This window comes from Oerskovia enterophila (assembly GCF_001692445.1).
Taxonomy (GTDB): Bacteria; Actinomycetota; Actinomycetes; order Actinomycetales; family Cellulomonadaceae; genus Oerskovia; species Oerskovia enterophila.
Genome location: NZ_MAQA01000023.1, coordinates 25,588 through 39,860 on the forward strand (window position 1 = coordinate 25,588; position 14,273 = coordinate 39,860).

The 14,273-nt window shown below is 73.0% G+C and carries 12 protein-coding genes; 5 read left to right on the plus strand and 7 right to left on the minus strand.

Going from position 1 to position 14,273, the window contains the following annotated elements:
- Positions 1-14: 14 nt before the first annotated feature.
- Positions 15-2,369, minus strand: a complete 2,355-nt coding sequence (locus OERS_RS10745; RefSeq protein ID WP_068625754.1) for an arylsulfatase — start codon at positions 2,367-2,369, stop codon at positions 15-17.
- 564 nt (positions 2,370-2,933) lie between these two features.
- Between OERS_RS10745 and cysK the strand changes: the two genes are divergently transcribed.
- The 3 genes from cysK to OERS_RS10760 all read left to right on the plus strand — a co-directional run bounded on the left by cysK (position 2,934) and on the right by OERS_RS10760 (position 5,797).
- A complete protein-coding gene (gene cysK, locus OERS_RS10750) occupies positions 2,934-3,869 on the plus strand; it encodes a cysteine synthase A (protein WP_056648589.1) in 936 nt (311 codons plus the stop codon).
- A complete protein-coding gene (epsC, locus tag OERS_RS10755; RefSeq protein WP_068625755.1) occupies positions 3,869-4,474 on the plus strand; it encodes a serine O-acetyltransferase EpsC in 606 nt (201 codons plus the stop codon). Before cysK ends, epsC begins: the two co-directional genes overlap by 1 nt.
- Before the next feature lie 282 nt (positions 4,475-4,756).
- Complete coding sequence (locus OERS_RS10760; protein WP_068625756.1) at positions 4,757-5,797, plus strand: LLM class F420-dependent oxidoreductase; 1,041 nt, start codon at positions 4,757-4,759, stop codon at positions 5,795-5,797.
- Between the two features lie 64 nt (positions 5,798-5,861).
- Here OERS_RS10760 and OERS_RS10765 read toward each other — a convergent pair whose 3' ends face one another.
- Complete coding sequence (locus OERS_RS10765) at positions 5,862-6,224, minus strand: MGMT family protein (protein ID WP_056762163.1); 363 nt, start codon at positions 6,222-6,224, stop codon at positions 5,862-5,864.
- 74 nt (positions 6,225-6,298) lie between these two features.
- Here OERS_RS10765 and OERS_RS10770 point away from each other — a divergent pair, with 74 nt between their 5' ends.
- Positions 6,299-7,639: a GNAT family N-acetyltransferase gene (locus tag OERS_RS10770; protein WP_068625757.1), complete on the plus strand. Its 1,341-nt coding sequence runs from the start codon at positions 6,299-6,301 to the stop codon at positions 7,637-7,639.
- 112 nt (positions 7,640-7,751) lie between these two features.
- On the opposite strand, the gene OERS_RS10775 is transcribed toward OERS_RS10770, so the two are convergent.
- Positions 7,752-8,801, minus strand: coding sequence for an Fpg/Nei family DNA glycosylase (locus tag OERS_RS10775; RefSeq protein ID WP_068625758.1), 1,050 nt, complete (start codon positions 8,799-8,801; stop codon positions 7,752-7,754).
- Between the two features lie 75 nt (positions 8,802-8,876).
- Complete coding sequence (locus OERS_RS10780; protein WP_056648578.1) at positions 8,877-9,335, minus strand: ribose-5-phosphate isomerase; 459 nt, start codon at positions 9,333-9,335, stop codon at positions 8,877-8,879.
- 60 nt (positions 9,336-9,395) lie between these two features.
- Between OERS_RS10780 and OERS_RS10785 the strand changes: the two genes are divergently transcribed.
- On the plus strand, positions 9,396-11,441 hold the full coding sequence (locus OERS_RS10785) for a M13 family metallopeptidase (RefSeq protein WP_068625759.1): 2,046 nt from the start codon (positions 9,396-9,398) through the stop codon (positions 11,439-11,441).
- A 139-nt stretch (positions 11,442-11,580) separates the two neighbouring features.
- Here OERS_RS10785 and OERS_RS10790 read toward each other — a convergent pair whose 3' ends face one another.
- The 3 genes from OERS_RS10790 to OERS_RS10800 form a co-directional block, all read right to left on the minus strand.
- The gene (locus tag OERS_RS10790; protein ID WP_068625760.1) at positions 11,581-12,834 is read right to left on the minus strand and encodes a hypothetical protein; all 1,254 of its coding nucleotides are present in this window, start codon (positions 12,832-12,834) and stop codon (positions 11,581-11,583) included.
- A 160-nt stretch (positions 12,835-12,994) separates the two neighbouring features.
- Positions 12,995-13,465: a pyridoxamine 5'-phosphate oxidase family protein gene (locus OERS_RS10795; RefSeq protein ID WP_068625761.1), complete on the minus strand. Its 471-nt coding sequence runs from the start codon at positions 13,463-13,465 to the stop codon at positions 12,995-12,997.
- A gap of 101 nt (positions 13,466-13,566) precedes the next feature.
- Entirely contained in the window at positions 13,567-14,223 is a 657-nt protein-coding gene (locus tag OERS_RS10800; protein WP_409365926.1) for a mycothiol-dependent nitroreductase Rv2466c family protein, read from the minus strand.
- Positions 14,224-14,273 lie beyond the last annotated feature (50 nt).

The following is a 14,273-nucleotide window of genomic DNA, read 5'->3' on the forward strand; positions in this document are numbered from 1 at the left end:
CGCACCACGACCGTCTACTGGTGCCGCATGGCTGCGGCCAGCTGGTCCTCTGGATCGATCAGGTGACCGTGATCGTCGTCACCCAGGTCGATCTGCGCCCAGTGGATCGTCCCCGAGAACTCCCCGCGCGGCGTGCGGTACCCCTCGTACACGGGCATCCCGGTGTCGAGCCCCACGTCGAGCCCCTCGTCGAACGAGAAGTACATCGGATGGGTCCGCTCGACGCGCCCGTCCCCCACCGCCTGCCCGTCGACGTACAGGGTGACCACGCCACCCTTGCCGATGCCCCCGCCGTCGTACGCGAACTCCGCCCGGACCTGGTGCACGCCGCCACCGACGGGCGACGACGAGACCACCGTGGCCCGCAGGAGCCCGCAGTAGTTGTAGTGGAAGGCGAGCCTGCCGTCCTCGACGAAGAACGCCCACCCTCCCGTGCGCCCGCCCTGGGCGAGCAGCACGCCCTCGGCCGCGCCGTCGTCGGGCAGGAGGACCTCGGCCGTGGCCGAGAACGAGCGGTTCTTGACGTTGATCGCCACGTTCTCGTTGAGCCGCACCATGCCCGGGTACAGGCGCAGGGTGTCCCCCTGGACGAGCGTCGGACGACCCGCGAACTCCGGGTTCATGCGCTCGGCGGCCCGGTCGTCGAGCGGGAGCACGTTGTAGCGCGTGGCCTCGATGAGGAAGAGCTGCTGGAGCTCGGCGAGCTTGGCCGGGTTCTCCTTCGCGAGGTCGCGCGACTGGGTCCAGTCCGTCGTCGTGTCGTAGAGCTCCCACACGTCCTGCGAGAAGTCCGGCGGCTGCCCGACGAGGATCCACGGCGTGCGGTGGCGCGTCTGCGCCGTCCAGCCCTTGTGGTAGATCCCCCGGTTGCCCATGATCTCGAAGTACTGCGTGAGGTGACGCTCCTCGGCGTCCGGGGCGTCGAACGAGTAGGCCATCGACACGCCGTGCATGGGGACCTGCGTGACCCCGTTGACCGTGTGCGGCTGCGCGAGGCCCGCGAGCTCGAGGATCGTTGGCGCGACGTCGATCACGTGGTGCCACTGGTGGCGCACCTCGCCCCGCGCGGCGATCTTCGCGGGCCAGTGCACGATCGTCCCGTTCCTGGTCCCCCCGTAGTGCGAGGCCACCTGCTTGGTCCACTGGTACGGAGTGCACATGGCGTGCGCCCAGCCCACCGCGTAGTGGTTGTACGCCTCGGGCCCGCCGATCTTGTCGACGTGCTCGGCCCAGAACTCCGCGGTCTCGTACTCCGCTCCCCCGTTCGCCGCGGCCGAGAGCATGTATGCGCCCTCGAGGCCGCCCTCGGCCGAGGCCCCGTTGTCGCCGATGATGTAGAGGACCAGCGTGTCGTCGAGGATGCCGAGCCCCTCGATCGCGTCCACCACCCGGCCCGTGTGGTGGTCCGCGTACTCGAGGAAGGCCGCGTAGACCTCCATCTGGTGCGCCAGGAACCCCTTGCGCTCCGCGGGCATGTCGTCCCACGCCGGGATCTCGGCCGGGCGCGGCGTGAGGACCGCGTCCGCGGGGACGACGCCGAGGGCCTGCTGGCGCGCGAAGGTCTCCTCGCGCACGGCGTCCCAACCCTGGTCGAACTTCCCCCGGTACTTCGCGATCCAGTCCTGCGGGACGTGGTGCGGGGCGTGCGTCGCGCCGGGCGCGAAGTACACGAAGAACGGCTTGTCGGGCGTCAGCGCCTTCTGCTGGTTGATGTACTCGATCGCCTTGTCGGCCAGGTCCGGCATGAGGTGGTAGTCCGGGTCGTCCGGAGGCTCGATCAACGAGACCCCGTCGACGAGGGCCGGCGTGTACTGGTTGGTCTCGCCGCCGATGAACCCGTAGAACTTCTCGAAGCCGGAGAACGCGGGCCAGTGGTCGAACGGCCCCGTGGGGCCGCTCTCCCACACCGGGACCTCGTGGCACTTGCCGAACTGCGCCGTGTTGTACCCGCTCTGGCGCAGGATCTCCGGCAGCGGGACGCACGAGTTGGGACGCGTCGAGCGGTAGCCCGGCGACGGGGTCGCGGTCTCGGTGATCTGCCCCATGCCGACCTGGTGGTGGTTGCGCCCCGAGAGCATCGCGGCACGCGTCGGCGAGCAGATCGCCGTGGTGTGGAAGCGCGAGTACTTGAGGCCGGCACCCGCGAGCCGCTCGGCCGTCGGTGTGCTCGCCGGGCCGCCGAACGCGCTCGACGCGCCGAACCCGACGTCGTCCAGCAGGACCAGCAGGACGTTGGGTGCCTTCTTGGGCGGCCTCTTGACCTCGAGCGGCGGGAGCGGCTCGTCGAGCTTCCTCGCATCCATGACGATCGGTCCCCGGTAGACCTGGTCGGGAACGGGGAGGACGGAGCCCGGGAGTTCTTCAGCCATGCTGGTCCCTTCATCGACACGTGACGACGCCCGTGCGACGGCACACGGACGTTCCCGACGATAGGTGCGAGCCCGGCACCTCGCGACGGGAAGGAAAGCCCGCCCGACGGCGTTGGCACCTGCGTGCGACGACCCACGCGTCTTCCCCCGAGCCGGCCCTCCCGACTTCACCCGCGAGGGGTCCGGTCGGGGATGAGACACCGTTGCAGCCCGGTGCAGGGGCCGATAGCCTCGGGCCAGGCACCATGACTCCGCAGGGCACCTCGCCGACCACGGCGCGGGCTGCGACTGCGGGCAAGGACGACACAGGACGAGGAGAGCGATCATGACCACGCGTCACGCCGGCTCCTCCCCCGCGGTGAGCACCCCCGCGCGCGCGCTGTCCTGTTGTCCGTGCCCCACCTGTCGCTAGAGCGTCCCCTCCCCCGGGAGACGCTCCACCCGACGACAGGCCCCGTGGCGCGTCCCCTGCCCCGTCGCAGCCCCGTGCCACCCCAGGCAGCTCCCGCTGATCCCCCTCGGTCCCGGCTCTCGCCGCAGGCCACCAACGATGAAGAGGAAGTCATGGCACGCATCTACGACGACGTCACGAAGCTCGTCGGCAACACGCCCCTCGTCCGCCTGAACAAGCTCACCGAGGGCCTCGGCGCCACGGTCGTGGGCAAGCTCGAGTTCTACAACCCCGCGAACTCGGTCAAGGACCGCATCGGCGTCGCGATCATCGACGCGGCCGAGGCCTCGGGCGAGCTCAAGCCGGGCGGCACCGTCGTCGAGGCGACCTCGGGCAACACGGGCATCGCCCTGGCCATGGTCGGCGCGGCACGCGGCTACGACATCGTCCTGACGATGCCCGAGACCATGTCCAAGGAGCGTCGCGCGCTGCTGCGCGCGTTCGGCGCCGAGCTCATCCTGACGCCGGGCTCCGAGGGCATGAAGGGCGCGGTCAACAAGGCCGACGAGATCGTGGCCGAGCGCGAGGGCGCCATCCTGGCCCGCCAGTTCGCCAACGAGGCCAACCCCGCGATCCACCGTGCCACGACGGCCGAGGAGATCTGGGCCGACACGGACGGCGAGGTCGACATCGTGGTCGCCGGCATCGGCACCGGTGGCACCATCACCGGGGTCGGTCAGGTCCTCAAGGAGCGCAAGCCGAGCGTCCAGATCGTCGCGGTCGAGCCCGAGGAGTCCGCGATCCTCAACGGCGGCGCCCCCGGCCCGCACAAGATCCAGGGCATCGGCGCGAACTTCGTCCCCGAGATCCTCGACACGAGCGTCTACGACGAGGTCATCGACATCAACGCCGAGACCGCGGTCGAGTACGCGCGTCGTGCCGCCAAGGAGGAGGGCCTGCTCGTGGGCATCTCGTCCGGCGCCGCGATCGCGGCCGCCCTGCGACTCGCGGAGCGTCCGGAGAACGCCGGCAAGCTCATCGTCGTGATCATCCCGTCGTTCGGCGAGCGCTACCTGACCTCCGTGCTGTACGCCGACCTGCTGGACTGATGAGACCTCCCAGTCCCCTGCGACGCTTCCTGAGAGTCCTCAGGGAGGACCTCGAGGCCGCTCGGCACCGCGATCCCGCGGCGCGGAACGGCTTCGAGGTCGCGCTCATCTACCCGGGCCTGCACGCGGTGTGGGCGTACCGCCTCACGCACCGCATGTGGCGCGAGCCCGCTCTGCGCCTGCCCGCCCGGATCATCGCCCAGGTCGCTCGGGCGGCGACCGGCGTGGAGATCCACCCGGGAGCCAAGATCGGGCGCCGTCTGTTCATCGACCACGGCATGGGCGTGGTCATCGGTGAGACCGCGGTCGTGGGGGACGACGTGCTGCTCTTCCACGGGTCGACCCTCGGCGGGCGCTCGATGAAGCGCGGCAAGCGGCACCCGACCCTGGGCGACCGCGTGGTCGTGGGGGCCGGCGCCAAGATCCTCGGTCCGGTCTGGGTCGGCGACGACGTCCAGGTCGGCGCCAACGCCGTGGTCGTCAAGGACGTGCCCGCGGGGTCGGTGGCCGTGGGGGTCCCGGCCCGCAACCGCGTCCCGGAGCCGGTCGTGCCGCCCGCCGAGCCGGCCGAGGACCCGTCGCTGCTCATCGAGTACGTGATCTGACGACCGACGGCCATCAGGCCGAGCACAGGAGGGGCGGCGCCACGCGCGCCGCCCCTCCTGTGCTGTCCGGGGCGACGGGCCACTCTGCCGCCTCGCCTCCGGGCGCTCCCGGCCGGACCACGACCCTCCGCAGGCCGACCGCCGTGGCGGGTACCCGGCGTCGGGCACGGTAGATTGAGCCGCGGTTCCTAGGACTCCCGGTTCTGGGAACCTCGCTCGACGCACGTCGAGCCCGCGGACCCGTCCGCACCTCAGCGCCGAGGAACACACGAGGAGAACGCCATGCGCATCGGCATCCACACCGGCTACTGGTCCGCCGGACCCCCGCCCGGCATCCAGGAGGCGATCGTCGCCGCGGACCGCCTGGGCGTCGACTCGGTCTGGACCGCCGAGGCCTACGGCTCGGACGCCTTCACGCCGCTCGCGTGGTGGGGCTCGCACACCTCGCGCATCCGGCTCGGGACCGCGGTCGCGCAGATGTCCGCCCGCACCCCCACCGCGACCGCGATGGCCGCACTGACGCTCGACCACCTCTCGGGCGGGCGTGCGATCCTCGGGCTCGGCGTCTCGGGCCCGCAGGTCGTCGAGGGCTGGTACGGCCAGCCCTACCCGCGTCCCCTGGCCCGCACGCGCGAGTACGTCGAGATCGTGCGCGACGTGATCTCACGCCAGGGCCCCGTCACCTACGACGGCCAGTTCTACCAGCTGCCCCTGACCGGCGAGGGCACCACGGGGCTCGGCAAGGCGCTGCGCTCGACCGTGCACCCGCTGCGCCCCGAGATCCCCATCCACCTCGCGGCCGAGGGCCCCAAGAACATCTCGCTCGCGGCCGAGATCGCGGACGGCTGGCTGCCCCTGTTCTACAGCCCGCGCATGGACCCCCTGTTCCGCGGCCTGCTCGACGAGGGCTTCGCCCGGCGCTCGGACGAGCGCTCCCCCGCCGCCGGCTTCGAGGTCTCGGCCACCGTCCCGGTCGTGGTGGCCGACGACGTCGAGCAGGCCGCCGACAAGGTGCGCCCCTTCATCGCGCTCTACGTGGGCGGCATGGGCGCCAAGGGCGCGAACTTCCACCGCGACGCGCTCGACCGCCTCGGCTACTCGGACGCGTGCGACGAGATCCAGGCGCACTACCTCGCGGGCCGCAAGGCCGAGGCCGTCGCGGCCGTCCCGACCGCCCTGGTCGAGGACGTCGCGCTCGTGGGGCCCGAGGCCAAGATCGCCCACGACCTCGAGGCGTGGCGCCGTACCGCGGTCACGACCCTCCTGGTCCAGGGGGACCCGACGGCGGTGCGCACCGTCGCGGGGCTGCTCGCCCGGGCCTAGGTCCCGCCTGAGTCCGGAGCCCCGTGCGCGGTACGCCAGGCGTCGCTCGCACGGGGCTCCGGACTCAGGAAGGCTGCTCGGGAAACCAGACCGCCCTGCGCAGGTCGACGCGCTCGCCGCTCGGCCGCAGGGGACACCCCTCGGCCCGCAGGTTCGCGAGCGCGGTCGTCAGGTGATGGGCCGGCGGGGATCCCGCAGCGTTGACCACGCGCCACCACGGCAGGTCCGCATCGCCGGGGCCGTCGCCGTCGGAGCGCGCGAGCACCTGGCCCACCTGGCGCGGGCCGCCCCGGCCCAGCGACTCCGCGACGATCTCCGCGACGAGGCCGTACGTCATGGCCCGCCCGCTCGGGATCGCCGCGACGAGAGCGAGCACCGCGTCCGCGTACTCCTGGCGGGCGTCGGCAGGGTCGGTCTCGTGGTCCACCGGGCGAGCGTACCCGGCGCTCCCCCCGACAATTCCCCTGGCACGCTCGCCCCGCACGCCCCGATGATGAGGGCATGACCACCCCCTCCCGCCGTCCCCTGCCCGCCGGCTACCGCATCGCGCCGCTCACCGAGGCCGACAAGCGCGCGCTCCTCGACGTGGACACGTGGGCCTTCCCCTCCGAGGTCGACCTCGACGAGCAGGTCGAGCTCCCGCTGCCCCTGACCTGGTCGCGGACGTTCGGCGTGGTGAGCGAGCACCAGGACGCCGACGCCGTCCCGCTCGACGGCGCGGTCCCGACCGTGAGCGAGCTCGCGGCCATGCACTCCTCGTACCCGTTCTCCCAGTTCCCGGTGCCGGGCGGGACGCTGCCGGTGAGCGGCCTGACCTGGGTGGGCGTGCATCCGCAGCACCGTCGCCGGGGCATCCTCAGCGCCATGATCGACGTCCACTTCGAGCAGGCCAGGGCCGCGGGCGAGCCGGTCTCGGCGCTCTTCGCGGCCGAGGCCCCGATCTACGGACGCTTCGGCTACGGGCAGGCCGCGCAGGACCTGCGCCTGACCATCCCCCGGGGTGCAGCCCTGCGCGACGTCGCGGGCGCCGACGAGCACACGGTCCGCATCGAGAAGGCCGACCGCGCGCGGCACGGGGAGCTCGTCGACACCCTGCACCGCGCTGCCGGGGCCGACCCGGGCGGTCACGGCACGGGGATCAACCGGCCCGGCTGGGTCACGCGCGAGACGCCCGAGCTGCAGGAGTCGTGGTGGTCGGACCCGGCCGTGTTCCGCCGGGGCCGCGAGTCCGAGCGCATCGTGGTCGTCGAGCGCGACGGCGAGCCCCGGGGCTACGCGACCTTCCGCCGCAAGGTCGCGTGGGAGACCACGGGCCCGCGCGGCACGGTCAGCACGGGCGAGGTCGTCGCGCTCGACGCCGCTGCCGCCCGGGCCCTGTGGGGCGTGCTGACGGACCTCGACCTCACGACCGAGATCGAGCCGTTCATGATCCCGGTCGACGACGCCATCACCCACCTCCTGGTCAACCCGCGCGCCGCGGCCGGGCGCGTGGCGGACAACCTGTGGGTCCGTGTGCTCGACGTCCCCGTGGCCCTCGCCGGGCGCCGGTACGCCGGGGACGTCGACGTCGTCCTGCACGTGAGCGACGAGCGCGTCCCGGACAACTCGGGCCACTGGCGGCTGCGCGCCACGGCGTTCGGCGAGGCGACGTGCGAGCGCACCGACGACCCGGCCGACCTGTCGCTCGACGTGCGCGAGCTGGGCTCGGTCTTCCTGGGCGGGGTGTCGCTCGCCGCGCTCGCGACGGCCGGGCTCGTCACCGAGCACCGGCCGGGCACGCTGGGAGCCGCCGCCGCGGCGTTCGGGTGGCCCGTGGCGCCCGTGTCGAGCTGGGTGTTCTGACCGACCCCACGTCGAGTGCATGGTTCGGCTACGACACGCCGGGCGTGTCGCAGCCGGATCATGCACTCGACGGCCAGGAGAGGACCGGCTCAGCGGTCGGCGAGGCCTCGGGTCACCGCTGGCACGTCGGGCACCAGTAGAGCTTGCGGCCCGCGAGGTCCTTCATGAGCACGGGCGTGCCGCACACCCGGCAGGGCAGCCCGTCGCGGTGGTAGACGTAGAACGCCTGGTCGGCGGGCACCGCCCCGGCCGATCCGTCGGTGTTCTGGCGCACCTGCTGACGAGTGGCCCCGGGGGCAGGTGCTGCGCGCGGGTGCGTGGCGCCGTCGGGCAGGCGGTCCTCCGGGCGGGTGGTGACGATCGCGCCCGTCGCGGCCCCCTCACGCATGAGGACGACCAGGTCCTCCCAGATCTCCCGCAGCGTCTCGGCGGGCACGTCGCGGCCCGCGGCGAGCGGGTCGCGACCCGCGCGGAAGAGCGCCTCGGCGCGGTAGATGTTGCCCACCCCCGCGACGACGTCCTGGTTCATGAGGAGCTGCCCCACGCTCGTGCGCGAGCGCCGCACGGCTGCCACGAAACGGTCGGGGCCACCCGCGGGGGGCGGGTCGTCGCGGATCGGGTCGGGTCCGAGCCGCGCCTCGACCGCGCGCACCTCGTCGGCGGACACGACCTCGCACGCCGTGGGACCGGTCAGGTCCGCGACCGCGTGGTCGCCGACCAGCCGCACGCGCACGGCCCCGCGGGGCGGCGGAGGGGTCCACCCGTCCTCGCCCTGGGGGGCGAGCGACGCGAGCGGGCCGGCGGGGATCGAGTCGCGCTCGCCGATGCGCTTGCGGGGCGCACCGATCGCGTGCACGACGGCGGAGCTCCCGTCTCCCGCGAACGTCCAGGCCCCGTAGAGGCCCAGGTGGACGCGAAGCCAGCGCAGCTCGTCGTCGGGCGGGACGGCGGGCGCACCGCCCGGACCCGGGCGTGCGGACGCGTCGGCGAAGCCCAGGAAGAGCTGCTTGCCCCAGGCGCGCGAGGCGACCAGACGTGATCCGTCGAGCAGCGCCGCGCCCGCCTCGAACCGGCCCTGCGGGCTCGAGACCGCCAGGACCTGGCCCGCGAAGAGCTCGCCGAACGTCCGCGCGAGGCGGTGGACGGTGTGGCCCTCAGGCACGGGTCGCGCCGTACAGCCCGCGCACGCGGGAAATCGCCGACAGCCCGCGCACGCCGGGCACGGAGAAGCCGGACCTCACGCCTGGTGGCGCGAAGCCTCGTAGGCGGCCAGCTGGTCGATGCGACGCTGGTGGCGCGCGTCGCCGCTGAACGGCTCGGCGAGGAACGCGTCGATGAACGACGTGGCCTCCTCGACCGTGTGCTGGCGCCCGCCGACCGAGATGACGTTGGCGTCGTTGTGCTGACGGGCCAGCTTCGCGGTGTCGAGGTTCCAGGCCAGGGCGGCGCGCACGCCGTCGACCTTGTTGGCGGCGATCTGCTCGCCGTTGCCCGAGCCGCCGATCACGACGCCGAGGCTCCCGGGCTCCGCGACGACGGCCTCGCCGGCCGCGATGCAGAACGACGGGTAGTCGTCGAGGGCGTCGTACTCGTGGGCGCCGTGGTCCACGACGTCGTGGCCCGAGCTCTTGAGGTGCGTGACGAGGTGAGCCTTGAGCTCGTACCCCGCGTGGTCCGCTGCAATGTGAACGCGCATGGCCCCCATCATCCCCGATGGACGCCCCGGATGCGTTCGCGCTCGCATAACCTGAGACGCATGACACAGACCACACCACACGTCGCGGGCCAGACGGCGGGCGCCGCAGGTGGCCCGACCTCCGGCATCGACCTGTCCGCGATCGACCCGGCCGTCCGCCCGCAGGACGACCTGTACCGGCACGTCAACGGCAGGTGGATCGAGTCCCACGAGATCCCCGCCGACCGCTCGATGGACGGCTCGTTCCGCGCGCTGCACGACCAGGCCGAGGAGCACGTCCGCGAGATCATCAAGGACGCCGCGGCCGCGGTCGAGGCCGGTGACGCCACGGGCGTCCAGGCCCAGATCGGCGCGCTCTTCGCGAGCTTCATGGACACCGGCACGATCGAGGCGCGCGGCGTCACCCCGCTCGCCCCGGACCTCGCGCTGCTCGCAGCCGCGACGACCCAGGCCGAGCTGACGGGCGCGCTCGGCGCGCTCCAGCGCACGGGTGGGGCCGGCGCGTTCGGGTTCTGGGTCGACAACGACGCCAAGGACCCCGAGCAGTACGTCGCGTACCTCTACCAGGGCGGCCTGGGCCTGCCCGACGAGGCGTACTACCGCGAGGAGCAGTACGCCGACGTGCGCGCCAAGTACGTCCCGCACGTCGCGCGCATGCTGACGCTCGCGGGCGTCACCGCGGACACGTGGGGCGCGACGCCCCAGGAGGCCGCCGAGCGCGTGCTCGCGCTCGAGACGCAGCTCGCGGCCCACCACTGGGACGTGGTGCGCGACCGCGACGCCGACCTCACGTACAACCCCATGACGCTGGGTGCGCTCGCCGGGTCCGCGCCGGGCTTCGACTGGCACGCGTGGGTCTTGGCCCTGGGGGCGCCCGAGGGCTCGCTCGACCACCTCGTGGTCCGCGAGCCGGGCTTCGCGACCGGGTTCGCCGAGCTGTGGCAGTCGGTGCCGCTCGAGGACTGGAAGCTGTGGGCCGTCTACCACCTGGTCTCGGCGCGCGCGCCGTACCTCACGGACGAGCTGGTCGAGGCGAACTTCGACTTCTACGGCCGTACGCTCTCCGGGGCGCAGGAGGTCCGCGAGCGCTGGAAGCGCGGTGTCTCGCTCGTCGAGGGCGCGCTGGGCGAGGCCGTGGGTGCGGTGTACGTCGAGCGGCACTTCCCGCCGGCCCACAAGGCCCGCATGGAGGAGCTGGTCGCCTACCTCGTCGCGGCCTACCGCGAGTCGATCCTGGGGCTCGACTGGATGACGGAGGAGACCAAGGTCAAGGCGCTCGCGAAGCTCGAGGCCTTCACACCCAAGATCGGGTATCCCGTCAAGTGGCGCGACTACTCGGCCCTCGTGGTCGAGGCCGACGACCTGCTGGGCAACGTGCGCCGCTCGAACGCGTTCGACCAGGACCGCGAGCTCGGCAAGATCGGCAAGCCGCTCGACCGCGACGAGTGGTTCATGACCCCGCAGACGGTCAACGCGTACTACAACCCGGGCATGAACGAGATCGTCTTCCCGGCCGCGATCCTCCAGCCTCCGTTCTTCGACCCCGAGGCCGAGGACGCGGTCAACTACGGCGGGATCGGGGCCGTGATCGGCCACGAGATCGGCCACGGTTTCGACGACCAGGGCTCCAAGTACGACGGCGACGGCCGCCTCGAGGACTGGTGGACGCCCGAGGACCGGGCCGAGTTCGAGATCCGCACCAAGGCGCTCATCGCCCAGTACGACGCGTTCCGCCCGGTCCAGCTGCCCGCGGACGGCCCGCACGTCAACGGCGCGCTGACGATCGGCGAGAACATCGGCGACCTGGGCGGGCTGTCGATCGCGCTCAAGGCGTACCGCATCGCGCTGGGCCGGCCGTTGTCGGAGGCGCCCGTGATCGACGGCCTCACGGGCATCGAGCGCGTGTTCCTCGGCTGGGCCCAGGTGTGGCAGTCGAAGGGTCGTGACGAGGAGGTCGTGCGCCGTCTCGCGACGGACCCGCACTCGCCCAACGAGTTCCGCTGCAACGGCGTGGTCCGCAACGTGGACGAGTTCTACGAGGCGTACGGCGTGACGGAGTCCGACGCGCTGTACCTCGCCCCGGAGGAGCGCGTCCGCATCTGGTGACCTCCCCTGACGGGCGCTGCCCCGGTCCCCGTCGGGGGACCGGGGCAGCGTGCGTCGCGGTGCCGGGGGCGTGCGTCCCGGCTGGTCCGGCCCGACGGCGCCGCTCGCCCGGGTGCGTCACGCACCCGGGCGGTCGGCGTCAGAAGGAGGACAGCCCAGCCTTGGCCACGTTGAACCCCTTGCCGGTCTCGCTGTCCGTGCAGCGCATGCCGGTCTTGGAGCTCGTGCACGTGTAGGTCCCGACCGTCTTGGTCTGGTCGTACTCGAGCACGGCCACGTCGTCGCCGGCCTTCTGCGGCTGGGCGGCGGCCGGGACGCACGGGATGTCGACCCCGTCCGCGGTGAGGGTCACGAGGTAGCCCGTGGTGCCCTTGCACCCCTCGACGGGTGCGGGCTGCGACGCCAGCTCGGCGATCCCGCACGAGATGCCCTGGTCACCGATCGTGCAGGTGATGTTCTTGCTGGGCGTCGTGACGGTCTCGCCCGTGACCGCGACCGGGGCGTCCTCGGCCGGGGCCTCGGGGGTCGCCGCGGGCGCCTCTGCGACCGTGCCCTGCCCCTCGGGCGTCGCCGGGTCCTCGCTGCCGCCCGCCAGGCTGATCGCGAACGCGATGACGATCGCGACGAGGACGACGTCGACCGCGATGAACGCGATCCAGCCGGGGCTGAGCCGACGGCCACCACCCGAGCCGCTGCCCTTCCCTGGGCCCTTCGGCCGTGCCGGGGGCTGCGCGGACCCTGCCGACTGCGCCTGCTCGGCGTAGGTCGGCTGGTAGGGCTGCGCGGCCGGCTGAGGTGCGTACGCCGGTTGCTGGGGAGCCTGCGCCGGCTGGTAGGCGACCTGGGCCTGGTAGGCGGCCTGCTGCGCGGCCGCCTGCTGAGCGGCTTGGCCCGAGCCTGGGGCGAACGCGGGCGGGGGCGGCTGGTACGCGGGCTGCTGCTCGTAGACCGGCTGGGCCGCGGGGGCGACGGGCTGCGCGGGCTGGTACGCCGTCGCCTGCTGGTCCTGGCCGTAGCCCGGCTGGGCCGGCGGCTGCTGGTAGGCCGGCGGCTGCGCAGCGGGCACGGGCGCCTGGTAGGCGGTCGCCTGACCGTCGCCGTACGACGGCTGCGCGGGCTGGTACGCCGTCGCCTGCTGGTCCTGGCCGTAGCCCGGCTGGGCCGGCGCCTGCTGGTAGGCCGGCGGCTGCGCAGCGGGCACGGGCGCCTGGTAGGCGGTCGCCTGACCGTCGCCGTACGACGGCTGCGCGGGCTGGTACGCCGTCGCCTGCTGGTCGGGCGACGGAGGGTTCGGGTACGTCACGGGCTGCTGCGCCGCCGGCTGGAAGGCCGGCGGGCGCCGAGCAGGCTCGGAGTGCGGGGGCGGCGGAGGCACGGGGGCGTTGCCGGACATCACAGCTCCTCAGGGGACTGGACCCCGCAGTTTCGGGGCAGAAGTACGCAGCATGGCACGACGATCCTGCGTCGGTCGAACCGCGCCCCTGTCCGATGAGTCCCCTATGCACCCCATGCGAGGTCGGCGTTCCGGCCGCCTGCCCCCTGCTCGGGGCGGGTCAGCGCACCTGCTCGTGAACGTGGACCCCGGTCCCAGGCCGCCAGGTCTCGGTCCGGACGCTCTCGCCGTCGACAGTCGTCAGCGCGACACGTGTGAGGTCGATCCAGAACAGCCGGAAGGACTCGTCCGGCGCCTCCGCCCCGGCCGCCCCGATGCGGAGCGCGTCGTCGGCCGAGGAGCCGCGGGCGGTGCCGTCGATCTTCACGTCCCCGCTGGTCATCGACCCGTCGCCCGGGTTGGAGTGCAGCACGAACCGCGGGTCGAGCCGCAGGTCCATCGACTTGCCCGAGCGCGACGCCGAGCCGATCCACGCCTCGTCCCCGGCGAAGCCGACCTCGGTGCCGCTGACCCGGGGCGAGCCGGTGAGCGTCCGCGTCGCGAGGACGTGCTGCGAGGTCGCCTCGAAGCGGGCGCGCACCCGCGCGGCGAGATCGGGGGCGTCGTCGACGAACTGCTTCCAGGAGGCCATGCCGCGATCCTTCCACGTCGGCCGAGGCGCCCGACCCGGAGGGACGACGACGGCGCGCCTCCGGCCCGGGCCGGGGACGCGCCGTCGGGCGGGCGGGTCCGTCAGTCGAAGACCGGGCCCTGCGTGCGCGTGCGCTTGAGCTCGAAGAATCCGGGCGTCGAGGCGACCAGGACGACCCCGTCCCACAGCCGTCCAGCGTCCTCGCCCTTGGGCGCGGGAGTCACGACCGGACCGAAGAACGCGACGTCGCCGAACGCGACGACGGGCGTCCCCACGTCCTCGCCCACGCGCGAGATGCCCTCGGCGTGCGAGGCGCGCAGCTCGGCGTCGTAGCGGTCGCTCGTCGCGTGCTCGGCGAGCGACGCGGGCAGGCCGACCTCGGCGAGCGCCTCGGCGATCACCGCGTCGAGGTCGCTGCGCCCACCGGGGTGCAGGCGCGTGCCGATCGCGTCGTAGAGCGGCTTGACGACCTCGTCGCCGTGCTCCTGCTGCGCCGCGATCACGACACGGACCGGACCCCAGCCGCGCTCCATCAGGTCCCGGTACTTCTCGGGCAGCTCGCGACCCTCGTTGAGGACCGACAGGCTCATGACGTGCCAGCGCACGCTCACGTCGCGGACCGTGGAGACCTCGTCCATCCACCGGCTCGTCATCCACGCCCAGGGACACAGGGGGTCGAACCAGAAGTCGGCGGTACGCACGGGGGCGTCGGTCTCGCGCAGGTCGTCAGCGATGTCCGACGTCGTCACAGCAGTCACGTGGTCAGGTCTCCTCGGTGGGTCGAAGGTCTCGCGAGGGCAGGACGGAC